The 24,233-nt window shown below is 63.2% G+C and carries 11 protein-coding genes and 1 pseudogene; 5 read left to right on the forward strand and 7 right to left on the reverse strand.

Annotation, left to right across the window (positions count from 1 at the left end; all coding sequences use genetic code 11):
- Positions 1–17: 17 nt before the first annotated feature.
- The 7 genes from N7422_RS11625 to N7422_RS11655 form a co-directional block, all read right to left on the reverse strand.
- Positions 18–2,372, reverse strand: a complete 2,355-nt coding sequence (locus N7422_RS11625; protein WP_279806670.1) for a membrane-bound PQQ-dependent dehydrogenase, glucose/quinate/shikimate family — start codon at positions 2,370–2,372, stop codon at positions 18–20.
- A gap of 197 nt (positions 2,373–2,569) precedes the next feature.
- Positions 2,570–3,790: an MFS transporter gene (locus N7422_RS11630; protein WP_279806671.1), complete on the reverse strand. Its 1,221-nt coding sequence runs from the start codon at positions 3,788–3,790 to the stop codon at positions 2,570–2,572.
- 179 nt (positions 3,791–3,969) lie between these two features.
- A complete protein-coding gene (locus N7422_RS11635) occupies positions 3,970–4,701 on the reverse strand; it encodes a 4'-phosphopantetheinyl transferase superfamily protein (RefSeq protein WP_279806672.1) in 732 nt (243 codons plus the stop codon).
- Positions 4,702–4,712: 11 nt separating this feature from the next.
- The gene (locus tag N7422_RS11640; protein WP_279806673.1) at positions 4,713–6,407 is read right to left on the reverse strand and encodes an aldehyde dehydrogenase family protein; all 1,695 of its coding nucleotides are present in this window, start codon (positions 6,405–6,407) and stop codon (positions 4,713–4,715) included.
- A complete protein-coding gene (locus tag N7422_RS11645; RefSeq protein ID WP_279806674.1) occupies positions 6,404–7,285 on the reverse strand; it encodes an SDR family oxidoreductase in 882 nt (293 codons plus the stop codon). Before N7422_RS11645 ends, N7422_RS11640 begins: the two co-directional genes overlap by 4 nt.
- A gap of 28 nt (positions 7,286–7,313) precedes the next feature.
- Positions 7,314–8,489: an FAD-dependent monooxygenase gene (locus N7422_RS11650; protein WP_279806675.1), complete on the reverse strand. Its 1,176-nt coding sequence runs from the start codon at positions 8,487–8,489 to the stop codon at positions 7,314–7,316.
- Positions 8,486–15,652 (reverse strand): non-ribosomal peptide synthetase, encoded by a 7,167-nt coding sequence (locus N7422_RS11655; RefSeq protein WP_279806676.1) that lies wholly within the window; start codon positions 15,650–15,652, stop codon positions 8,486–8,488. Before N7422_RS11655 ends, N7422_RS11650 begins: the two co-directional genes overlap by 4 nt.
- Positions 15,653–15,901: 249 nt before the next feature.
- Here N7422_RS11655 and N7422_RS11660 point away from each other — a divergent pair, with 249 nt between their 5' ends.
- From N7422_RS11660 to N7422_RS11680, 5 genes and pseudogenes are all read left to right on the forward strand, one after another.
- The gene (locus N7422_RS11660; protein WP_279806677.1) at positions 15,902–16,555 is read left to right on the forward strand and encodes a TetR family transcriptional regulator; all 654 of its coding nucleotides are present in this window, start codon (positions 15,902–15,904) and stop codon (positions 16,553–16,555) included.
- A gap of 580 nt (positions 16,556–17,135) precedes the next feature.
- Positions 17,136–19,046 carry a class I SAM-dependent DNA methyltransferase gene (locus N7422_RS11665; protein WP_023107197.1) on the forward strand — a complete coding sequence of 637 codons (1,911 nt, stop codon included), beginning with the start codon at positions 17,136–17,138 and terminating at the stop codon, positions 19,044–19,046.
- Positions 19,036–20,427 (forward strand): hypothetical protein, encoded by a 1,392-nt coding sequence (locus N7422_RS11670; RefSeq protein WP_279806678.1) that lies wholly within the window; start codon positions 19,036–19,038, stop codon positions 20,425–20,427. Before N7422_RS11665 ends, N7422_RS11670 begins: the two co-directional genes overlap by 11 nt.
- A gap of 90 nt (positions 20,428–20,517) precedes the next feature.
- Positions 20,518–20,652: pseudogene (locus N7422_RS11675) on the forward strand (ATPase); the annotation flags it as partial.
- Between the two features lie 85 nt (positions 20,653–20,737).
- On the forward strand, positions 20,738–23,839 hold the full coding sequence (locus N7422_RS11680; RefSeq protein WP_279806679.1) for a type I restriction endonuclease subunit R: 3,102 nt from the start codon (positions 20,738–20,740) through the stop codon (positions 23,837–23,839).
- Positions 23,840–24,233 lie beyond the last annotated feature (394 nt).

Genomic DNA, 24,233 nt, shown 5'->3' on the forward strand with positions numbered 1-24,233 from the left:
CCGGCCCCCGCGGTCGATCAAGGCAGTCGGTAGGCGATCACGTAGTCGCCACGCGTTTTGCCGGGGCCTTGCGCGCCACCTGCGGTGACGACAATGTACTGGCGTCCGGTCCTGCTTCCCTGGTAGCTGATGGGGGTCGCCTGGCTGCCCACCGGCAAGCGGCTTTTCCACAGCACCTGGCCGGTGCGGCTGTCCATCGCCCGCAGGTAGTAGTCCATGGAGCCCGAAAAGAACACCAGGCCACCTTGGGTCACCAGCGGCCCGCCCATCGTCGGCATGCCAATCGGCATCGGCAGGCCGGGAACGCCGCCGGGCAGCGGGGTGTCTTCGGTGCTGCCCATGGGGACTTGCCAGGCGATCTGTCCCGACTTGAGATCGATGGCGGTCAGGGTGCCGTAGGGAGGGGCGATGCACGGCACGCCGAGCGGCGAGGTGAACATGCCGTGGATGACGCCGAACGGCGCGCCGCGTTGCTCGGCATAGTTGCCCGAAGCCCCGGTTGGGTTGTAGCCGGCAGCCAAGGCTTGCTCGTGCTCGATGAACTGCGCCCAGTGGGCGATGCGGATGTCATTGACCACCAGCAGGCCAGAAGCCTCGTCGATCGCGCCACCGCCCCAGTTGATGCCCCCGTAGTAGCCGGGGTACATGAGTGTCCGGCGGGTGCTGAGCGGCGTGAAGTCGCCGACGTAGTGCATGCGCTTGAACTGGATGCGGCAATACAGCTGGTCGAGGGCCGTCATGCCCCACATGCTCTGCTCGGTCAGTGGCGTATACCCGAGCGATACGCTGGAGTACGGCTGCGCCGGCGCCGGGTGCTGGCCAGGGGGAGCGCCTTCGGCGCTGACACTGCGCGTCTCGATCGGGAAGACGGGGCGGCCGTCACGCCGGTCGAGGACGAACACCTGGCCGGTCTTGGTCAGCACGATCACGACGGGGGTCGTGTCGCCATTGCCCGTGGGGAGATCGTGAAGGATGGGCTGCGCGGCCACGTCGTAGTCGTGCAGGTCATGATTGACGGTCCTGAAGTGCCAGCGGTCGATACCGGTCTTCACGTCGATGGCGACCACCGAGGCGTTGTACGTTTCGGACGCCGGCAAGCGATTGGCCCCCCAGAAGTCCGGTGTCTGGTTGCCGGTGGGGACGTAGACCAGCCCGAGTTCGGGATCGTATGAGGCCGTTCCCCAGAAGTTCGGGGTCTGGTCCGGATAGGTCTCGCCTGGCGGCAGTGGCTGGCCGCGTTTCGGCGCGGCGGGGTCCCAGGCCCAGACCAGCTTGCCGCTGCGGACGTCCCAGCCGCGCACCACCCCCGAGGGCTCGCCACTCGCGGCCCAGTCCTGCATGCGTGCGCCGGTGACGATCACGTCGGCGGCCACCAGCGGTGCCGAGGTCGGGTAGTAGGAGTCCTTGGCCCGTTCGCTCAAGCCATCGAGCAGGTTCACCTCGCCCTTCTCGCCGAAGCTGGGGCAGACGGCGCCGCTGTGCGCGTCCAGGGTGATCAGCCGGGCATCGAGGGTCGTGAGCACGATACGCGTGTGGCAAAGCGTGTTGGCTTGCACCGCGGAGCCGGCAGGTTCGCTCCAGGATGCAAGGCCGCGGCAGCGTTGCCACTCCTTCGACTTCACCTTCGGGTCGAAGGCCCATTTCTGCTCGCCGGTTTCGGCATCGACCGCCACCACTTTGCTGTAGGGGGTGCAGACATACAGCATGTCGCCCAGCTTGATTGGCGTTCCCTGGAACGCAGCCTCGCCGCTGGGGACATCGCCAGTGCGGTACTGCCAGGCCACTTCCAGGTCGGCGACATTCGACGTATCGATCTCGCTCAAGGCGGAATAGCGGCTGCCACGTACATTCTGGCCATACTGTGGCCAGTCGGGGTTGCCGCTTTCCGCGGTGTCGCTGCTCGACGCCGCGAGCGCGTCCTGGAAACCGGGAAGCGGCGCGCCGCCAGGGTGAGGATAAAAACCGGCGATCGTGCCGACCACGATCATCGCCAGCAGGGCCGGCAGTGCCAGCCTGCGCACACCGCGCGAGCCGGAGATGCCCTTGCTGTCCTTGAGCCTCGGGTAGAGTATGGCGACGATGCATGCCACGACCAGGAACATCGAGACGCGCGGTACCCACTGCCAGTAGTCCAGCCCGACTTCCCGCCAGGCCCACGCCACACTCAGGACCAGCAGCGCCATGGCAGCGCCGAACGCGTAGCTGCGTTGCCGCCACAGGCCAGTGGCGACTGCCACAAGCAGCAGCCCCGCCACCAGGTAGAAACCACTGCCACCGAGCAGCACCAGCCAGGTGCCGCCAGCCAGCATCGCCAGGCCGATCAGCGCCAGGCAGGCCCCGGCCACGCGCATCAACATCCGTGTACCACTCATTGCGGCCATCTCCCTAGCCATTCAGAAACCGACACGGGTACATACCGGCCGCCCGTACGGCCCGCCATGACAGCGCAGTCAGGTGAAGCACAACCCATTCTTCCCAAGCGGGTGCGACCAAGCCTGCGCCTTGCGCGCGGGAGCGTGATCGTTCAGGGGAGCGAGCGCCCGGGCGTGGAACCGCCCGGGCCTGTCTTTCATTTTGCGGCGTTGGCCTGCGCGGACAGGCCTTGCTGCTTCTGCCCGGACATGCCCATGCCCAAGGCCAGCAGCAGCCCGAGCGCGGCAAGGCCGGCGGCCAGCCACAGCGTGGTGGGCAGGCCGAGGATATCCACGGTCTGCCCACCGGCCCACGAGCCCAGCGAGATACCGACGTTGAATACACCGACATAAAGTGCGGTGGCGACCTCCACGGCCTTCGGCGCGGCTTTCATCATCCAGGTCATCAGACCCACCGACACACCGCCGTAGGCCAGACCCCAGGCAATCAGCACCACGGCGCCGCCAACTGGCGTGTCGCCGACGGTCAGGAACAGCACAGGCGTCAGCAACAGGCCCAGGGCGATGGCGGTCAAGGTCAGCGTGGTGCGCAGCGCCGCACTGATGCCGGCCAGGAAATTACCAATGATGCCGGCGATACCGTAGGCGAACAGCAAGGCGCCGATCCACTGCGGATCGAAACCTGACACAGACAGCAACAGCGGGCGAACGAAGGTGAATGCCATGAAGTGCCCGGCCACCAGCAACAGGGTCAACAGCAACCCGGCCTGTACGCCGCGGTTGGCGAACTGCGCGACGAACTGGCGAGCGCTAACCGAACTGTGCACCGGCAGGGACGGAATCACAGCCAGGTGAATCAGCAGAACCACGCCACTGAGTATGGCCATGCTGCCAAACGCCCAGCGCCAGCCGGCAAACTCCCCGATCAGTGCTCCCAGCGGCACCCCGAGCACGGAGGCTGCCGCCACGCCGCCGAAGATGATCGAGGTGGCCAGGCCGATCGAGTGCCCTGGGACGAGCCGTGCGGCCAGGCCGCCCGCGATGGCCCAGATGCCACCCATGCAGAAACCGACCAGCACCCGTGCGGCCAGCATCCAGGCCATGCTCGTGGCCATCGCCGAGGCAACGTTGGCAATCACCAGAAGGCCCAGCAAGCCACACAGAATCCAGCGCCGGTCGAGGTTGCCGGCGGCAATCACGACCAGCGGCGCGAAGAATGCCGCCAGCAGTGCCGGCAAGGTGATCATCAGGCCTGCGCTACCGGTAGAGGTGCCCAGTGCCTCGGCGATGGTCGTGAGCAGGCCGACCGGCAGCATTTCAGTCGTTACCACGGAGAACGTGGCAAGCCCTGCGGCTATTACCGCCAGCCAGGGGTGGCGGGCGGTCGTTGCATTGGCAGCGTTTGCAGATGAGCTCATGGTTGCAAATCCCTTGAATGAAAATCGGACGTCGCCGGTACCACGAGGTCCCCGTGGCGCCACGGATCATTGAAACTTCCCTGCGGCCGTACATGGCCGGCCATGCTTATCATACATTCAGAATGTATGAATAAAGAACACTATCATGTGCCGTTTGCACCGACAATCGGTGCGTGCCGTCAACCGCAGGCGTACAGCCGGTTCGAGGCGGTCGACGTGGTCTGTTCGAGCGGGATCATGGTAAACAAGGTGCCTTCCTGCGTTGCCCAGAAGCCGTGGAAGTCATGGCCATCGGCAAAGCGTTCGCCCAGCCGCTCGGAACGCAGGGCCAAGACGAAGCGGCCCTGGGCATCCCAACTCACCAGTTCGGCCTCGCTCATCTCCAGATCGACATGGCACAGCGGAAACAACGCCTTGTACAAGGACTCCTTGGCACTGAAACACAGGTAGAAGAACTGCAGCGCCTGCAAGCCTTCCATGCGCTCGAAGCGTTGGTGCTCGTCCGGGTGCATCACGTGCGCGGCCATCTCGACCAGCTCGGGGTGCCAGACGACCTCCTCGATGTCGATCCCCACGCCGATGAAACAGTCGGCATCGGCCGCGCACGCCAGCGCCAGGCTCCGGTTGTGCGCGATGGATCCGACGGCCCCCGGTGGAAACAGGGCGTAACGGTACGGCCGCGCGATCGGCAGCCAGTCGTCGAGGAGGCCAAGCGCTGTGAGTGCGGCCGCGGCGCACACCCGGCCACCGGCGAACTCGCGGCGCCGCAGCGGCAGTGCCTGGCCCAGCCAGCGACTGTCCATGAGCACCGCGTCACACGGCGGCTCGTAGCCGTCGAGGGGCAGGGCGAACATCGCCAGACCAGGCAGCGCCTCCTGCCGGAACGGCCACATGGGCGTCGGTTGGGTCACGGGCCGGCAGTTCACAACAGCTTCCTCTGCTCGGTCACACGCAGGCGGGCATGGTAGAACGCAGGCGCGCCATAGGTGACGTTCGCCGCCGCTCCTGTGCTGCCGCCGTGGATGTCGGTGAACACCGCGCATTGGCTGATGTAGAAGTTCTTGCTGAAGTTGATCGACAACAGCACGCCCATCTCCTGGGAGACCTGGCGCAGGGCATGCTCCACCCCGGAATCGAGGGTATAGAGGCCCAGGCCGAGCGCGCCGTGGTGCTGGCCAACCTCGCGCAGCTCGGCGAGCAGGGCGCGCAGGTCGGGCTTCTGAATGATGAACGAAACCGGCCCGCGTATTTCCCGGGCGTAGTGATCGACGCTGCTGGCAAACCCCTGGCGGACGGCGATCACCGAAGGTGTGACGATGCAGGCCTGTGGATAGTCGGGGTCGCGCACCTCCTCGGCATGACGCAGCACCCGGGCGAAGCGCGCTGTTTCACAGGCTCGGATTTCGCTCAGGCTCGTCGCTGCCACCAGGGCCCCCAGCAGTTCGCGTGGGCTGGAGAAGCGCCCGAGCACCTGGTCGATCCGTGCGACCAGGTCGCGTTCGAACTGCTCAACCGGTACCACGCCGTCGACCAGGCCGATGCCCTCGGGCAGCACATACAAGGTCTGCGGTGACGTGCACAGCTGCGCGGAATAGGAGCACAGGCCAAAGGCCAGGTTGTCGAGCATGCCGTCGTAGTCTGCCGTCGAATGCAGGACCACCGCCGTCTGCGCGCTCTGTTGGGTCATGACCTGCGCCTGCCACGCATGCTGACGCAGCCAGCCGCCGAATTCAGCGCCGCCCATGTAGTCGATCAGGCGCACGTCGGGGTGCAGCGCGGCTTGTCGATAGGCGCCCAGCTCATCGCTGTAGAACAGGTTGACGATATCGTGCGGTACGCCCACCTGCGCGCATGCGGCCTTGATCGTCTTGATGGTCAGGGCCATCGGCAGCACGGCATTGCCATGGGGGACGACAATTGCCGCGCAGCCCGCCGCGAGGGACGCGAACAACCCGGGGTAGGCGCCCCAGGTCGGTACCACTTGGCCCGCGAAGACCAGCGATAGCCCCGTGGGCATGGCCGCGAAGTCCCGTGACAGTGCTTGTCGCTCTCCTTGCCCCACCACCAGTGGCGCCTCGAACTGGCAGGTCAGCTCGCGAGACACTGCCAGCACACCGGCAACCGACTCCAGCGCGCGAGCCTGGGCATGCACGGCATTGGCGTGGAAGCCCATGAACAGGCCATGTCCACTGGTATGCATGCCGACATGGGCGAACAGGAAGGTGTCGGCATGCAACCTTGCGATCACCTCGCAGAGCAAGGCGCTGCGCAGTTCGACGTCGAGCTGGCGCCACTTGCGCATGGCCTTGTCCGCCTTGCGCGCCAGCACCTCGAAGTCTTCGACCCGGTAGCTGATGCCCAGGTCGAAGCCGTATGGCGAGCGCTCGGCGCCAGCCCAGCGCGCCTGGCCCCCGGACTGTGGCTCGGGTTCGATGTGCAATGGCGCGCCCAGCAGACGCTTGAAGCGATAGGCGCCTTGTTCGACCTGTGCGTTGTCGTAGTCGACCATCTCATCGGAATAGGGTTGGTAAGGCTGGCGTGTGCGCGTCGCTTCGACCGCCTGGCGCAGCATGGCGGCATGCTGCGCCTGCCATGCCTTGAGCTTGCGCGCATTCATGGCGCGTCGCTCGTTTGCGCGACCTCGGCAAAGGCTTGCGCTGTCGGCATCTGAGCGGTGAACAGCGCGTCCAGATCGCCAGTGCTCAGGGTTCGCGCCATCTGGACGAATTCGGCGGCATCGGCGCCGACGCAGTAGTGGGTGTCCGGGCTGGCGCTGCTGAGCACGGCGAGAAGGGTGCGGGCGAAATCCGTTTCGCTGGTGCTGGCCTGGCTCGCCAGCGCCTCGCTCTGCTCGAGGAAGGTGCTGAACGACGGTCCGTAGATCTTCCGGGTCTCGCCGTCGGCCTGGGCCAGCACCTGCTGCCCGGTGCTGCTGAACTTGCCCCAGATCGGCGTATTGATCGCACCGGGCTGGACCACGCTGACGCTGACCCCGGAGTGTGCCAGCTCACGGCGCAGGGCATCGCTGAAGGCCATCTTGGCGAACTGGGCGATGGAATAGGCGCCCAGGTAGGGCACCGCGATACTGCCCAGGCCCGACGTGACGTTGACGATCCGGCCACCGCTGCGGCGCAGATGCGGCAAGGCCGCCTGGGTGACCAGCAGTTGGCCGATCACGTTGGTGTCCAGCTGGCGCCGCAGTTCATCGGCGCTCAGCAGTTCCAGGGGGCTGGGCACGCAGATCCCGGCGTTGTTCACCAAGCCCCACAACGGCTGTTCGGCGCAGGCCTGGTCGATACGTTCGAACGCGGCAGCGACCGAAGCACTGCAGCTGACATCCAGGCTGATCGGCTCGATACCTTCGACATTGGCGAATACGCCCTCGATGTGGCGTGCCGCGGCGAAGACGCGAAAGCCGTTGTCCGCCAGCATCAGGGCGGCGGCATGACCCAGGCCGCTGGAGGCGCCGGTAACGAGTACGGTTTTCTTGCTCATGACAGTTCCTTGTCTGGTGATGGCTGGATTACTGGCTCAGCACGGCGCGGTCGTCGAACAGCAGCGAGGCCTGCAAGCGCTCGCGCATGCTGTTGGCCGGCGCCAGCAGCATGCCGATGTCGCGTTTCAGGCGTGGAACGAAGCGGTCGTATTGCTCCACTTCGCTCAGCGCCCGCGAGGCATCGACGATGGTCCGGGCCCGGGGCTGACGGAGGGTCTGGTAACGCGCCAGGGCGGCTACGGGATCGGCCCCGTCCGCGAGCACATGCCCCAGCACCGCGGCATCCTCGATCGACAGCCCGGCGCCCTGACCGAGGCTGGTCAGCATCGGGTGGGCGGCATCGCCAAGCAGTGTCACGCGCCCTTGCGACCAGGTGTCCGGGAACGAGCGGTCCTTGGCATCGACGGTGATGATCGACTCGCTCGGTGTGCTGTGGATGATGTCTGCGACGATCGGCGGCCAGCCGCTGTAGACCTTGGCGACATCCGCGCTCGATCCTTGCCAGCACTGGGCCTGATGGTTGGGCATGTTGGCCGTGCCCCACCAGTAGACCCAGCCACCACCGATGTCGATGATGCCGACCCGCTTGCCCTTGCCCCAGTAGTGCACGACATAGCCTGGGGTGATCTGTGGATGGCTGTACTTCACCAGCGCCAGCCAGCAGATGTATCCCGCCTCCTGGACCACGCTGTGCACCCCCATGGCCTGGCGTACGGGGGAGTGGTAGCCATCGGCGCCCACCAGGATGTCGCCGCGCTCGATGCTGCCGTCCTCGAAGCGCACCTGCACCTCGTCCTCCTGCTGGGTGAAGTCCATGAAGCGCTTGCCCAGGTGGATCGGCGTTTCGCCCAGCTTGTCCAGCAATGCCTGCTGCAGCTGCTGGCGCGAGATGCATACGCTCGGCGCACCCTGCGCCTCGGCGATCTCCTGGAACGGCAGGCGCTTGAGCAGCAACCCGGAACTGTGGCGAATCTCGAAGTCCAGGATCGGTGCGCCGTAGCGCTCCAGACCCAGGTCGATATCCAGCAGCTTCTTCATGGCCGCGCTCGCGTTCGACATCACCGACAGGCCCGACCCGGATGCACGCAGCGTCTGCGACTTCTCGAACAGCCTGACCGCCCAGCCCGCCTTCTTCAAGGCGATGCCGGCGGACAGCCCGCCGATGCCGGTGCCGATGATCAGTGCGACAGGTTTACCGCTCATTGCTCGTTCCCTCGTTGAATTTCATCCATGATTGCCTTGACCAGAGGCCCGACATAGGGCTCCTCCATGATGGTCAGATGGTCACCGTCGACCTCGACCAGGCGTACCTTGCCAGAGGTCTTGCCGGTCCAGCCATTGAGCGGGTCGTTGTACTCGCTGCGAATGGTGTCGTGCATCTCCCGCAGAATCCTTGGCAGTGGCTCGCGGGCACGCACCAGGGTGATGTCCAGGGCCGGGCGCTTGGACTGGTAGTTGTACTCCGTGGCCGCATCCCAGTTGTTGCGATACACCTCGAACAACCGCTGCATCACGGCCTTGGTGCTGCCCTCGGGGATCGCGCCGATGGAGATCGCGTGGTCGGTGATGAAGTCGAAGCGCTCCTGCAGGCTTTCGATATGAGCCGGTACCAGTTGCACGGGGAGCTCCGAACCACGCGACGTCCACAGCAGTTCCCAGAAGAACCAGCTGAGCAGGCCGTCGTCACTGGCCTTGCCCTTGGCCTGGTCGCTCAGCGCCATGGTGTCGAGCACCAGCACGTTGTCCACCTGCTCGCCGGCAGCGATCAGCTGGTTGGCGATCTCGAACGCGACGAAGCCGCCATACGACCAGCCACCGATCAGGTACGGCCCCTGCGGCTGGACGGCGCGCATCGAGGCGATGTAGAAGGCCGCCTGCGCCTCGACGCTGGGGATCGGCTGCGAGCCCAGGTCCACCCCGGACGCCTGCAGGGCATACAACGGTTGGTTCTCTGGCAAGTGCGGCAGCATCCGCAGATAGGACAGGATGTTGCCGCCCATGGGGTGGACCAGGAACAGTGGCTTGCGAAGGCCCGTGCGACGCAGCGGCACCAGAGGGTCGAACTTGAATTCGCCGCCGTGGCGTTCGATCAGCAGCGCCAGTTTCTCCATGGTCGGGGCGCTGACGAACGCTGACAGTGGCACGTTGATCCCGTACAGCTTCTCCACCAGCACCACCAGGCGCATGGCCGTCAGCGAGGTGGCTCCACAGTCGAAGATGCTCTGCTCGGGAGCGATGCGCGGGATCTTCAGCAGCTCGGCCGCCAGCTGGCACAGCCGCGCTTCGTACTCGCCCTGCGCCTCGCGGTAGTCCTGGCCGCCGTCCACCTGCAACGGCAGCGCGCGCAAGGCGGCGTCGTCGCGTTTGCCACTGGGGGTGGTGGGCATGCGTTCGATGGCCACGATATGGGTCGGCACCATGTAGGCGGGCAACTGTTCGGCGAGTTCGCCGCGCAATGCGTCCAGGTGCTCGGGCCGCTGCGCCGCCTGGCCCACCAGATAGGCGACCAGGTAGGCATCGAGCTGGTCGCGCGGGCGAGCGATCACCGCCACTTCGACCGGCTCGCCAAGGGCCTGGAAGAAACCGAGGATCTTCAGTTCGATCTCCGAAGGTTCCACCCGATAGCCGCGCACTTTCACCTGGCTGTCGTTGCGGCCCAGGCTGATGACGTCACCCCCCAGCGAGCGGATGCCGATGTCGCCGGTACGGTAATAGACACGGCCGGGCACATGGGGCTGCGCGACAAACTTCTCGGCGCTCATTTCCGGCGCGCGATGGTAGCCGGCGGCCAATGCCTGGCCGTACACGCAGATCTCCCCTGGCACGCCATCCGGCAGGACCTCGCCCGCGGCGTCGAGGATGAGCAGGCCGACGCCATCGATCGGCCGTCCGATCGGTGGCAGCGCCGGGAAATGCTGCGGGTCGCCGCTCATGGTGTAGCGGGTGACCACGTGGGTCTCGGTCGGGCCGTACTGATTCTCCAGCAGGCTGGCCGGCAGTCGTTTCATCAGCGCGCGAATCTCCGGCGTGACGCGCAACTGCTCACCGGATGAACCGACCACCCGCAGGCGGCTCGGGTACAGGTCGAGGGTGGCGGCGGTCTCGGCCAGTTGCTGCAGCGCCACGTAAGGCAGGAAGACCCGCTCCACGGCATGTTCGTCAAGGTAGCGCAGCAGGGCCGCCGGATCGCGGCGCTCGGCCTCGCCGATCACGTGCAGGGTGGCGCCGGCGCTGAGCGTCGCGAAGATCTCCTGGAACGACACGTCGAAGCTCAGCGGCGCATACTGCAGGGTCGATGCCACGGCGCCGCTGCCCGTCCGGTTCTGCCAGTCCACCAGGTTGCCCAGCCCGCGGTGGGGCATGGTCACGCCCTTGGGGGTGCCGGTGGAGCCGGAGGTGAACAGGATGTAGGCCGGATCCTGGGCTTCGATCGATGCGACCTGGGTCCAGGGCGTGAGCCCGGCGGGGACGGCTGCGTCGAGCGCCAGGCGGGGCACCAGGTCGGGCAGCCCGTCGACATCGGCCATGGTGACCAGCAGCTTCGGCGTGGCCATGCGCAGGATCAGCTCGATGCGGTGAGCGGGGTAAGCCAGGTCGATCGGCAGGCACACCGCGCCCACGGCGCTGATCGCAACGACCGTGGCGATCTGCTCGAACGATCGGGGCAGGGCCACACCGATCACATCCCCCTGGGCCACACCTTGCTCGACCAGGCGCGCGGCCAGTGTCTCCACCGAGCGCCACAGCTTGGCGTAGTCCCACTGTTCGCCGGCGCTCGCCAGCGCAATGGCCTGCGGCGCGCGACGTGCCGTCGCGGCGATGCGTTGCGGCACCGCCACGAACGTCTCCTCGCGGCTTGCGGCGAGCCACTGGCCAGCCTGGGAAATCGCGCGTCCCACGCCCACGGCTGCCTGCGGGGTATGGGCCATGCCCGCCAGTGCCTGGTTGAACAACCCGGCATACACCTGCGCCTGTTCGCGGGCATAGCGGGAGGCGTCCATGTCGACGCGGACGCTGACCCCCTCGCCGGAGAAATCACGCATCACGTTGGCCAGGATGGCAAAGCTGGTTTCTTCCAGCGGGTCGAACTCGCTGATGTGGATACCGGCCTTGTCCAGCACGTCGTGCAGGACGTGGAAGTGGATGTAGTTGAAGGCGGTGCCCAGAGTCACCGACGGGCTGTCTTCCTGGATGACGCTCAGCGGCAGGCGACGGTGCTTGTGGCTGCGCTTTTCGAGCAGGTGCAGACGCTCCACGAACGCCTGCCAGCTGCCCTCCAGTTCGGCACGCAGCGGCAGGGTGTTGAGGAACAGGCCCAGGATATGTTCCGAATGCTCGATTTCCGGCCGCGCGTGGGTTACCACGCCGGTGGTCACCTCGCGCAGGCCGCTCATGGCGCCGATCGTCAGGCAGTGGGCAGCCAGGTAGTACAGCTTGATCGGCAGGTGCGCAGCGCGGGCCGCCCGAGCCAGGGCGGCGTCCAGCTGCCTGTCGATCTCGAAGCGGTAGGAGAACACACCGGATGCCGGCGCATCGAGGTGACCGGCGAGGCCGACCGGCAAGGTATTGCCCGCGCCTTCGAGGTAACCGCGCCAGTACTGACGGTGCTCTTCGTCGCTCATGGCGGTGCGTTCGTCCTCGACGAACAGCGACGGGTTGGGCAGCGCTTGCGGCGGGTATTGCAAGTCAGGGCGGCCACCGTTGGCATAGGCCAGCAGTAGCTCGCGCATCAGGTTGGCCACGCTGCCGCCATCGAGGATCGCGTGGTGGAAGCTCAGGATCAGGTCGATGCCGCCTGCCGGTGCGTCCGGGAACACCGTGATGTTGAACAGCGGCCCCTCGGCGAATCGATAGTCGTGGCAGGCCCATGCCTGCAGGTGCCGGGCTATCTCGAGTTCATGCCGCCCTGGCGCGCAGGTGGCCACCGCCATCACGTCATCCACGGGCAACGCCTTGCCGATCAGCTGCAACGGGCGACCAAGATCGTTGAGGTTGAAGCGTGTGCGCAGTGCCGGGTGACGCTCGATCACACCGGCCAAAGCCAGGCGCATGGCGGCTTCATCCCAGGCACAGTCGAGGCTGTAGCGGAACACGTCCTTGTAGGTCCTGGCCCGTTGGGTCTCGCGGCTGTGGAACAGCAGGCCCAGCTGCAACTGCGAAATCGGGTAGGCGTCGATGCACGTCTCGCCCAGCCGCTTGCGCTCCACCTCGCTCACCAGGGCGAATGGCGCCAGCGCCTGGCGCGCATGGACGGCGCCATGGGCATGCTGCTCGAGCAACTGCGCAAGGGTCTCGAGCATGGTGTGCTCAGCCAGCGTGGACAGGTCGATCTCGTAGCCATGGCGCTCCAGTTCGGAGCGCACCTTGAGCATCAGGATGGAGTCGCCGCCGAGTGAGTAGAAGTCGTCATCGCAGGCGATGTCCTGCTGGCCGAGAATCCTGCGCCAGATATCGGCAACCAGTGCCTGGTGCTCGCCGTGCAATTGCGTCGGTGCGGTGACCGTCTCGCCGACGGCTACCTGCAAGGCCCGGGCACGGTCGAACTTGCCGTTGGGGGTGAGCGGCATATGTTCCAGGGCAACGAAACGCGCCGGGACCATGAAGGCGGGGAGGGTGGCGGCCAGTTGTCGGCGCAGGGCGCGTTCGTCCAGGGGCTGGCGGCTCACGTAGACGGCGACCAGGTGCTTGCCACGCACTTCATCGTCTTCCACCAGCACTTCGGCATTGAGCATCTGCGCCTGGGCCAGCATGGCGCTCTTGATTTCGCCCAGCTCGATTCGGTTGCCACGAATCTTCACCTGCCCGTCCATGCGTCCCAGGTACAGGATCGAGCCGTCCTCTGCCCAGCAGGCCAGGTCGCCGGAGCGGTACCAGCGACGGTTGTCATGGGTGTCGGTGATGAAGCGCTCGGCAGTCAGCTCGGCGCGGTTGAGATAGCCGCGGGCCAGCTGCACGCCGCCGATCTGCAACTCGCCTGGAATACCGATCGGCTGGCGCACGCCGTGCTGCGAGACGATACGGATCGAGGTGTTGTTGATGGGGTAACCGATGGGCACCGCGTCGATATCGTTCGGGGCGCCCAGGTCGAGCTCGTAGTAGGTCACATCGACCGTCGCCTCTGTCGGCCCGTACAGGTTGATCAGCCGCGGCGCAGGGGCGCCCTTGCGGAACAGCGCGCGGAAGCGATTGACCACCGCCGGGCTGAGCGCCTCGCCGCTGGTGAACAGGCAACGCAGGCTGCGAACCGAATCCGCCAGCCGGCGATCGTCGAGCAAGGCCTGGACATAGGGTTCGAGCATCGATGGCACGAAGTGGGCGATCGTCACGTCCTGCTTGCGAATGGCCTCGATCAAGGCCCTGGGGTCCCGTTGCGCGCCGGGCGCCAGCAGCGCCACGCTGGCGCCGGTCATGCTCCACCAGAACAGTTCCCAGACCGAAACGTCGAACGAGACCGGCGTCTTCTGCAGGATGACGTCGCTGCTGTCCAAGGGGTGGGCCTGCTGCATCCACTCCAGCCGGTTGACCACGCTGTGATGCTCGATCACCACGCCTTTCGGGCGGCCCGTGGAGCCGGAGGTATAGATGACGTAAGCCGGATCGCGAGGCCGTGCCTTGCTGGTGCCGGCGCCGGAGGACGGGCGCTCGGTGGACACCGCATCGATGTCGAACCAGCGGGGATCGTCATGGGCGATGACTTGCGGCAGATCGGAAATGACCCGCTTCGCCTGGCTGTCTTCAAGCATGTACTGAATGCGGTCCTGCGGGTACTCGCTGTCGATCGGCAGGTACGCCGCGCCGGTCTTCAGCACGCCGAAGATCGCGGCGAGCATGCGCGGCGAGCGCGCCAGCGACACCGCGACGATGTCGCCACGGCCAACGCCGCTGTCTTCCAGCGCCACGGCCACGGCCGAGGCCCAGGCATCGAGCTGGGCATAGCTGAGCACCTCGCCATCATGCGAAACCACGGCCTTTTGCCCGGGATGACGGGCTGCGGTGGCCTCGAACAGCGCCATCAAGGTCTCGTGCTCCTGGTACGGCACGCACGGGCCATCCTCGAAGCGCGCCAGGGTTTCGGCCTGGTCGTGAGTCAGCAGGTTCATGGCCGACACAGGCTGGTCAAGATGGTCCTGGAAGCATTCGACCAGTTGCATGAACGTATCGAGGAACTCGGTGGCGCAACGCTCATTGGCGAACGCGCTGCTGTTCAGGCACACCTCGCCACGCACTTCGGCGCAATCGCCGTAGGTGTGGAGGTGGATCGCCACGGCATCCTGTTCGTGCACGTGGGCGATGCCGCGCAGGTCATCCGCCCCCAGGCCGTCGATGTGGTGCGCCGGGTAGCGCAGGTAGGAAATAGTGGCGTCGAACAGTTGCCGTGGCTGACCCGAGCGAGCCAGTGCCGACACCAGCCGACCATACGGCAGCGACTGGTGTTTCTGAAGGCACGCCGCCTCGTGCTTGATCGCGTTGGCGATCTCGCGGAAGGTCTGCTGCTCGGTGACTTCGACCGCGAGCGCCAGGGTGTTGGCGCGCTGTTCGATGTCGGTGATGCTATCGCTGTCGCGGTTGAGGAACGGCACACCGATGAAAAACCGCTCGCTGCCGTACTGGCAGGATAGCAGCACGGCCAGCGCCGCCGAGACGCTCATGAACGGCGTGATGCCGCCTTCCAGCGCATGTTGCACATCGGCCGCGGCCAGTCGGAACGCGCGGCGATAGGTCGGTGCAGTGGAGCAGCTGGCACCGGTCTTGGCGAACAGCATCGGCACCGTCTCACCCTGACGGCCAGCCAGATGCTCGATGGCCTGGTCGTACTCGGCGGGCGCGAGCGATGCGGTGCTGCTGGCATGCTGCGCAGCCTGACGCAGCCGATGGCTGCCGCCATCGCGCGCATCGAGAATCTTGCGAGCCAGTACGTCCAGCGCCCAGCTGTCAGCCACCATGTGATGGGCACGCAGCATCAGCCAGGTGTGATCCGGCGACTGACCCAGGGTGACGTTGACCAGCGGTTCGCCGGACAGGTCCCAGACCTTGCGCGCCCACTCGTCGAAGAAGGCTTGCGCGCCGGCCTGATCGACGAATTCGAACTGCTCCACGACGCACGGCCCGGCCTGCAGCAGCGCCTCGGCGAGCCCTTCGCGCTGGATGTGCAGGCGGGTGCACACAGGGTTGTCCTGCATCACCTGGTAGGCAGACTGGCGCAGCGTTTCCAGGCCCACCGCCCGCGGCAGACGCAGGCTCAGTGCCACTGTGAATTGATGGTTCGGCAGCCCACGTTGCGCTTCCACCCAGACATCAAGGGCGAAGGGGCTCAATGACACCGATTCGTGGAGGGCCGGATTGCTGGCATTGATCGCGACGTTCATGAATAACCCTAACTCCCTTTAGATGGTTGATTCCTACGGAGGACTGCACCGTGTAGCTCCCTTGCCCAGGAAATCCGCCGGGTTGATCCGGCTCGCTTCCTGAGATCGCGCGAATAATGTCGCTCGCTGACAGTTTGTGTCAAGAGACACATTTTCGTGAGTGAAATTTAATAAAATTGCGCAAATGTCATAAAGAGGAAATAATGTTCAATTGTCCAAAGGTCTTAGACCGAATGCGGGGGAGCGGGTGTGCCGGAAAAAGAGGAAGTGGGTCGTCGCGAACGGAAGAAGCTGCAACTGCGTGAAGCGCTCATAACCGCGGCTTATGAGCTCTTTGCCGTGAAAGGTTTCGATGAGACCCGCGTCGAAGACATCACGGAGAAGGTCGACGTGTCCACGCGCACCTTCTTTCGCTATTTCGCTTCCAAGGAGGATGTGGTGCTCGACTACCAAGAGGCCGAGCATCAGGACTTCATGGCCGCCTTGTCGAAAAGGCCCCCTCACGAGCCCGCGCTGACTGCCCTGCACCATGCGGCGGTCGAGGTGGTCCGCGGGTGTGAGAACGGATCGTACGGTTTCAACGCGGATCGCTTCATGACGCTGCAGGAGTTGCTGCGCAGCCACCCGTTGGTCAGGGCCAAGAACCTTCAGAATTGCGTCGGCAGGCGCGACTCGGTCGTCGCGCTGATCGCCCGGCGAATGGGCACGGATCCGGCGCAGGACATTCGCCCGAATGTGCTTGTCTGGGCCTTGGACTATGCACACATCGCCGCTCACGACCTGTGGAAGAGGAATGCTTCGGCGGCTTACTCAGATCTGCTTGATGAGATTTTCCGAATTATTGAACAAGGGTTGAATTTTCCGGTTTGTGATGGTGGGCGGGGGGGGGAGGTGCAGGGGTAGTCGTTGCTTGTCGGTTGGTAGAGGGGGGGTTGTTTGGGGGGGGCAGGTGGGGCGGCTTGGTGTTGGCGTGTTTTTTGTTAATACACAAGGCACTTGTGGGGCGCAAAGTTCCTGATTTGCCGGGGCAATCTGAAACGAGTCGATATCTAACTGTTTTGTCTGATTAATAATTGATTGGTCAACTTGTTTGGAATACCAGTTGGAACGCTGCGTGATCTGGATTCCGATGGACGGTGCGTTTTGAGAACCGCCCCCAAAAACGAATCGGGGCCGAATCTATCAAGCAAATGGACGCGCTGCTGATTGTTGCTCCTGGGCTCGCAGGTCTGGGGCTCCTCGTGTGGTGTATTCAGAAATGCCCCTGGAAATCAGGCCACCGCTTTACCCGTGCTCTGCCAGCCGATAAGGTGGCGCGCATTGCAAAGTGATGGCAGCTTGCGTGGTCCAGGGATGGCTCTCTGAATGAAGCGGTGCATTAAAGCGCTGTTTTGAGGCTTTCTCAGGTTCCCTCTCGTTTGTTCATTGCCCGTTTGAGTATTGGCCGGCCCATCTGATTGTGGACGGTATGGGAGTGTTATACATGAGTGAATTGGCCCAGGCGTTGCTGGCAGCAGTACCGGAAGATGGCGGCAGCATCGGCAATCAGGCCCTTTATGAGCGACTCAAGAGCCAGTTCACCGGCTTGAGTGAAGAGCAATTCTGGGAATCGCGCGACGCGCTGATCGGTGAGGGTGTGCTGGTCAAAGGCCGCGGGCGTGGCGGCTCCGTGCTGCGCGCCCAGGCCGCAGGTGCCAGCCTGGCGGCGCAGGCGCTGAGCAAGGCGCGTGAGCGTTTCGAGCCGGCAGTGGCCGAAGCATCCACCAGCTATGTCGTCGAAGCGGCAACCAGTAAGGCCAAGGCGGTCAAAGTACAGGCTGCCACCAGTATCGAGGCCATGGAGAAAACCCTCTGGGCCACCGCCGACAAGCTGCGCGCCAATATGGATGCTGCCGAGTACAAGCACATCGTGCTCGGACTGATCTTCCTCAAGTACATCTCCGACAGCTTCGCCGGCCGCCGTGCCGAGCTGGAACGCAAGCTGACCGACGAGAATGACGATTACTACTTGGGCGAAGACGACTCAGAGGCGCTCAACGCCGAGCTGGAAGACCGCGACTACTACCGCGAGGTCAACGTGTTCTGGGTGCCGGAAGTGGCTCGCTGGGAGGCGATCCGTGCCGCCGCCAAACAGGTGGATATCGGCAAGCGCATCGACGAGGCCCTGGCCGCCATCGAGGCGGAAAACCCCAAGCTGAAGAACATTCTCGACAAGCGCTACGCCCGTGCCCAGTTGCCGGACGGCAAGCTCGGCGAGCTGGTGGACCTGATTTCCACTATCGGTTTCGGTGACGATGTCGGCAAGGCGCGTGACCTGCTCGGTCAAGTCTATGAATACTTCCTCGGCCAGTTCGCCAGCGCCGAAGGCAAAAAGGGCGGGCAGTTTTACACCCCGGCCAGCATCGTGAAAACGCTAGTGGCGGTGCTCAACCCGCATCATGGCAAGGTCTACGACCCCTGCTGCGGCTCGGGCGGCATGTTCGTGCAGTCGGAGAAGTTCATCGAAGCCCACGGCGGTAAGCTGGGCGACGTATCCATCTACGGCCAGGAGTCTAACCCCACCACTTGGCGCCTGGCGGCGATGAACCTGGCGATTCGCGGTATCGACTTTAACCTGGGCAAGGAGCCGGCGGATACCTTCGTCCGCAACCAGCACTCGGATCTGCGTGCCGACTTCGTGCTGGCCAATCCGCCGTTCAACGTCAGTGATTGGTGGCACGGCAGTCTGGAGGGCGACCCGCGCTGGGTCTATGGCACTCCGCCGCAAGGCAACGCCAACTATGCCTGGCTGCAACATATGCTTTACCACCTCAAACCCAACGGTCGCGCCGGCATCGTGCTGGCAAACGGCTCGATGGGTTCCAGCCAGAACAGCGAAGGCGACATTCGCCGCGCGATGGTCGAGGCCGACGTGGTGGAAGTAATGGTCGCGCTGCCGGGCCAGCTGTTCTTCAATACCCCGATTCCTGCGTGTCTATGGTTCCTGGCCAAGCAGAAAACCGCTCGCCCCGGCGAAGTGTTGTTTATCGACGCGCGCAAGCTCGGTACCAGCGTCAGCCGCGTGCAGATCGAACTGACCAATGCGGATATCGAGCGCATTGCGCAGACCGTGGCTAATTGGCGCGGCGAGCCGCTGGACGAAGACGGAGAAGTATGCGAATACGCGGATATCCTAGGTTTCTGCCGCAGCGCGAAGCTGGCGGAAATTGCCGAGCACGGCCATGTGCTCACCCCCGGTCGCTATGTCGGTGCAGAAGAGGTGGAAGACGATGACGAAGCCTTTGCCGAGAAGATGCAGAAGCTCACGGAAAGGCTCGGTGAGCAGATGGCCAGGGGCGCAGAGCTCGATCAGTTGATCCGGCAGAAGCTGGGAGGGCTGGGGTATGAGTTCTGACTTTGGTGCCCGTGATTCTTGTGAGCGCCTCACAGTGACGAGATCTTTCTCAAAACTGATTGAGCAGGGAGTGTTGGAGATCGGTGATGGCTATCGTGCGAAGAATGATGAGTTGGGCGGAGATGGCTTGATTTTTTTACGCGCTGGGCATGTTCGAGATACCCATATTGACTTCGATGGCGTGGATCATTTTAAAGCAATTGATAATTCGAAACTCAGAGGCAAGCTATCTGTTTTGGGCGATGTTGTGGTCACAACAAAAGGTAATAGCACCGGGCGCATTGCGTTTGTGACCAAGGGTATGCCTGAGTTTGTATATTCCCCGCATCTTAGCTTCTGGCGCTCTAAAGATGAGTCTGTGTTATGTCAGGGGTTCTTGCGGGCATGGTCTCGGGGAGGAGAGTTCGAATCTCAACTTCAGGCAATGTGCCGGTCGACTGATATGGCCCCATACCTGAGTCTTACTGATCAGAAACGTCTTCATATTACTCTTCCTTCGATAGAGCATCAGCGAGAAGCTGCCGAGATACTTGATGGCATAGAAGCCCGCATCACCCTGCAACGCGAAACCAACGCCACCTTGGACGCCATCGCCCAGGCGTTGTTCAAATCCTGGTTCGTCGATTTCGACCCCGTGCGCGCTAAGGTCGAAGGCCTACAGCCGGAAAGCATGGACGCCGCCACCGCAGCTCTGTTCCCCGACAGCTTCGAAGAGTCCGAACTGGGCTCGGTACCGAAGGGGTGGGAAGTTCTTCCGTTGAGGCAGTTGTGTGCATTCCAGAAGGGGTGCTCATACAAGGGAGATGGTCTGGCGGATGGAGAGGGGGCTTATATGTTCAATCTCGGCTGCTTCAATAAGCCGAGGGTTTATGCGTTTCAGAAGGTCAAGAGGTATGTCGGTGACTACAAGCCTAAGCATCAGGTTTATCCAGGTGACTTAATTATTGCCAACACTGATATGACGCAGCAGCGAGATATTCTTGGTCGGCCACTATTGGTTCCAAGTGGCATGGAGCCAGGGTTCATTTCTCACCATGTGTTCAAGGTTGAAGTGGGAGAGAGGTTCGGTAACCAGATAAGAGACTTCCTCTTCTTCTCTTTCCAGCAGGCCGTATTTAGGAAACGTGCAGTAGGGTATGCAACTGGTACCACCGTCTTGGCGTTGCCGAGGGATGCGCTGGAGGAGCACTGCGTTGTGCTTCCATCTCAGTCGCTATTGATGGCGTTTTCAGATGTTGTTTCTCCTTTGCTATCAACCATCCATGAGAATGAAGAGCGTGCAACATTGCTTACCCAACTCCGCGACACCCTCTTACCCCGCCTGATCTCCGGACAACTGCGTTTGCCTCAGGCCGCAGCGCTGATCGAGGCGGCGGTATAAGCATGAGTGTTAATGCCGATTTCTCCCGGCTGCTGGGCGCAGGGGCCAGAGGTGCTGGAGACACCCACGCGGGAGACTTGGAAGAACGCGTTCGATCAGTTGGTGCTGGACGGTCGAGTGCGTTTCGTCACGTTTCACCAAAGCTTCAGCTACGAAGATTTCGTTGAAGGTTTGCGAGCCGTATCAGAGGGCGGGCAGCTGCATTACAAGGTTGAGCCGGGTGTAGATAGCCCGTTATCGCAACTGTAATCGACTAAGTGGATCGCATTGAGCTTGCAGAGATGCCAGGTAAGGCTCGTTAAGGACGGATATGACCGAAGACCAACTGGAACAGGAAACCCTCGGCTGGCTCACTGAGCTGGGTTACGCGCACCTCTATGGGCCGGACATCGCCCACGACGGCGATAACCCCGAGCGCGGGAGCTATCGCGACGTGCTGTTGACCATGCGCCTGCGCACGGCCATTTCCCGGCTCAACCCGCAGATCCCACTGTCGGCGCGTGAGGACGCCTTACGCCAGGTGCTGGAGCTGGGCGTGCCGGTGCAGCTGTCGGCCAATCGCCTGCTTCATCGTCTGCTGGTCGGCGGTGTGCCGGTGCAGTACCAGAAGGACGGAGAGACCCGCGGCGATTTCGTGCGCCTGATCGACTGGGTGGATGTGCAGGCCAACGAGTGGCTGGCGGTCAATCAGTTCAGCATTCAGGGGCCGAAGCACACACGTCGGCCGGACATCATCCTATTCGTCAACGGCCTGCCGTTGGTGCTTCTGGAGCTAAAGAACCCGGCGGGTGTGAATGCCGACCTGGTCAAGGCCTTCGACCAGCTCCAGACCTACAAGGAGCAGATCCCGGACGTCTTTCATTACAACGAGATTCTGGTGATCAGCGATGGAAGCGAGGCGCGCCTGGGCTCGCTGTCTGCGGATATCGAGCGCTTCGCCCGCTGGCGCACCATCGATGGGACTACGATCGATCCGCTGGGTGAGTTCAACGAGCTTGAGACGCTGGTTCGTGGGGTGCTGCAGCCGGTGCTTTTGCTGGATTATCTGCGTTACTTTGTGCTGTTCGAGGATGATGGGCGGCTGGTGAAGAAGATTGCCGGCTATCACCAGTTCCATGCCGTGCGTGCGGCGATCCAGCAAGCGGTGATCGCCTCGCGCCCCGGCGGCACGCACAAGGGCGGGGTGGTCTGGCATACCCAGGGCTCGGGCAAGAGCATCACCATGACCTGCTTCGCCGCCCGAGTGATGCAGGAAGCGGCGATGGAGAACCCGACCATCGTAGTCATCACCGACCGCAACGACCTGGATGGCCAACTGTTTGGCGTGTTCTCGCTGTCGCAGGATCTGCTGCGTGAACAGCCAGTACAGGCGCTTACCCGCGGCGATCTGCGCGAGAAACTGGCCAACCGCCCCAGTGGCGGCATTGTCTTCGCCACCATCCAGAAGTTCATGCCGGGCGAGGATGAAGACAGTTTCCCGGTGTTGTCCATGCGCTCGAATATCGTGGTGGTGGCCGACGAGGCGCACCGCACCCAATACGGCTTCAGTGCTTCGCTGAAGGTGCCGGACTTGAAGGTGGCCGATGCCAGTGCTCGCTATCAGGTGGGTTATGCCCAGCACCTGCGCGACGCTCTGCCTAACGCTACCTTCGTGGCCTTTACCGGTACGCCGGTGTCCAGCGAAGATCGTGATACCCGTGCGGTGTTCGGCGACTACATCCACGTCTACGACATGCAGCAGGCCAAGGAAGATGGCGCCACCGTGGCCATCTACTACGAGTCGCGGCTGGCCAAGCTGTCGCTCAAAGACTCGGAGCTGGCGCATATCGACGACGAGGTCGACGAGCTGGCCGAGGATGAGGAGGAGGATCAGCAGTCACGCTTGAAGTCGCGCTGGGCCGCGTTGGAAAAAATCGTGGGGGCCGAGCCGCGTATCAAGAGCGTGGCGGCCGATTTGGTGGCGCACTTCGAGGAACGCGACCAGGCGCAAAACGGCAAGGCCATGGTGGTGGCCATGAGTCGTGAGATCTGCGTGCACCTGTACAACGAGATCATCGCCCTGCGCCCCGAATGGCACGATGAGAATCCGGAGAAGGGCGCGGTGAAGATCGTCATGACCGGTAGCGCATCGGACAAGGCACTGCTGCGCCCGCATATTTACCCGGGGCAGGTGAAGAAGCGCTTGGAGAAGCGTTTCAAGGACCCTGCCGATCCGCTGCAATTGGTGATCGTCCGCGACATGTGGCTGACCGGTTTCGATGCGCCCTGCGTGCATACCCTGTACGTCGACAAGCCGATGAAGGGCCACAACCTGATGCAGGCCATCGCCCGGGTGAACCGGGTGTTCAAGGACAAGCAGGGCGGTCTGGTAGTGGATTACATCGGCATTGCCAACGAGCTGAAGGCGGCGCTCAAGGAATACACCGCCAGCAATGGCAGGGGGCGGCCCACCGTCGATGCCCATGAAGCCTATGCGGTGCTGGAGGAAAAGCTCGATGTGCTACGTAGCCTGCTGTATGGCTTCGATTACGGCGACTTCCTGACTGGCGGGCACAAGCTACTGGCTGGTGCCGCCAACCATGTGCTGGGGCTGGAGGATGGCAAGAAGCGATTTGCCGACAATGCCCTGGCCATGAGCAAGGCCTTTACCCTGTGCTGCACCCTGGACGAGGCCAAAGTCGTTCGGGAGGAAGTCGCTTTCCTACAGGCCATCAAGGTGCTGCTGACCAAGCGTGACATTAGCGCCCAAAAGAAAACCGACGAAGAACGTGAGCTGGCGATCCGCCAGATCATCGGCAATGCCGTAGTCTCCGGCGAGGTGGTGGATGTGTTCGAGGCGGTCGGTCTGGACAAGCCCAACATCGGCCTGCTCGATGACGAGTTTCTTGCCGAGGTGCGCAACCTACCGGAGAAAAACCTGGCGGTTGAGCTACTGGAGCGCCTGCTGGAGGGTGAGATCAAGAGCAAGTTCGCCAGCAACCTGGCCCAGGTGAAGAAGTTCTCCGAGCTGCTCGATAGCGTGATCAAGCGCTACCAGAACCGCTCCATCGAGACCGCCCAGGTCATCGAAGAGCTGATCGAGATGGCCAAGAAATTTGCTGCAGCGAGCAAGCGTGGAGATGCGCTGGGCCTGAATGATGACGAGTTGGCTTTCTACGATGCGCTGGCCAACAACGAGGCCTCGGTGCGAGAGCTGGGCGATGAGATCCTAGCCAAGATCGCCCATGAGCTGACCGATAGCCTGCGCCAGAACGTAACCGTAGACTGGAGTAATCGTGACAGTGTGCGGGCCAAGCTGCGGCTTCTGGTCAAGCGCATCCTGCGTAAATATAAGTATCCGCCGGATCAGCAGGAGGAGGCGGCACAACTAGTGCTGGCGCAGGCTGAGACGCTCTGTGAGGCATGGATGTAGGGCTGGCTGCCGGTATGAACCCACAAATGCCATGACGGTCACCTCATCTCTCGCTCTCCGATCCTCGCCCCACGTCATCCCGCCAAGAATGCTGAGTGTTATCAGGGACTAAGGCCCCTGCGACCTATGGGGATGTCCTCTAACGCGGGACTGGCGACTCCTTGCGACCGGGAGTAAGGGCATCTCATGATCTGGCACCAGACGAACGGTTGTTGGCTGTAAGGCCCCGATTTTCGCGGGTCTGGAATTTGGTGGATTTTTGACGTACCTCAAAGGGTATCTATAAAAAAATCAGCTAGTTATGGCTTTTTGTGGAATCAAATCGGGAATTTTTGGGCCCTTTTGATTGTTGCTATGCGAGAGGATATCTGCTGCTGAAGAGTCTCAATGGTAA

The sequence above is a fragment of the Pseudomonas sp. GD04091 genome (assembly GCF_029836165.1).
Classification (GTDB): Bacteria; Pseudomonadota; Gammaproteobacteria; order Pseudomonadales; family Pseudomonadaceae; genus Aquipseudomonas.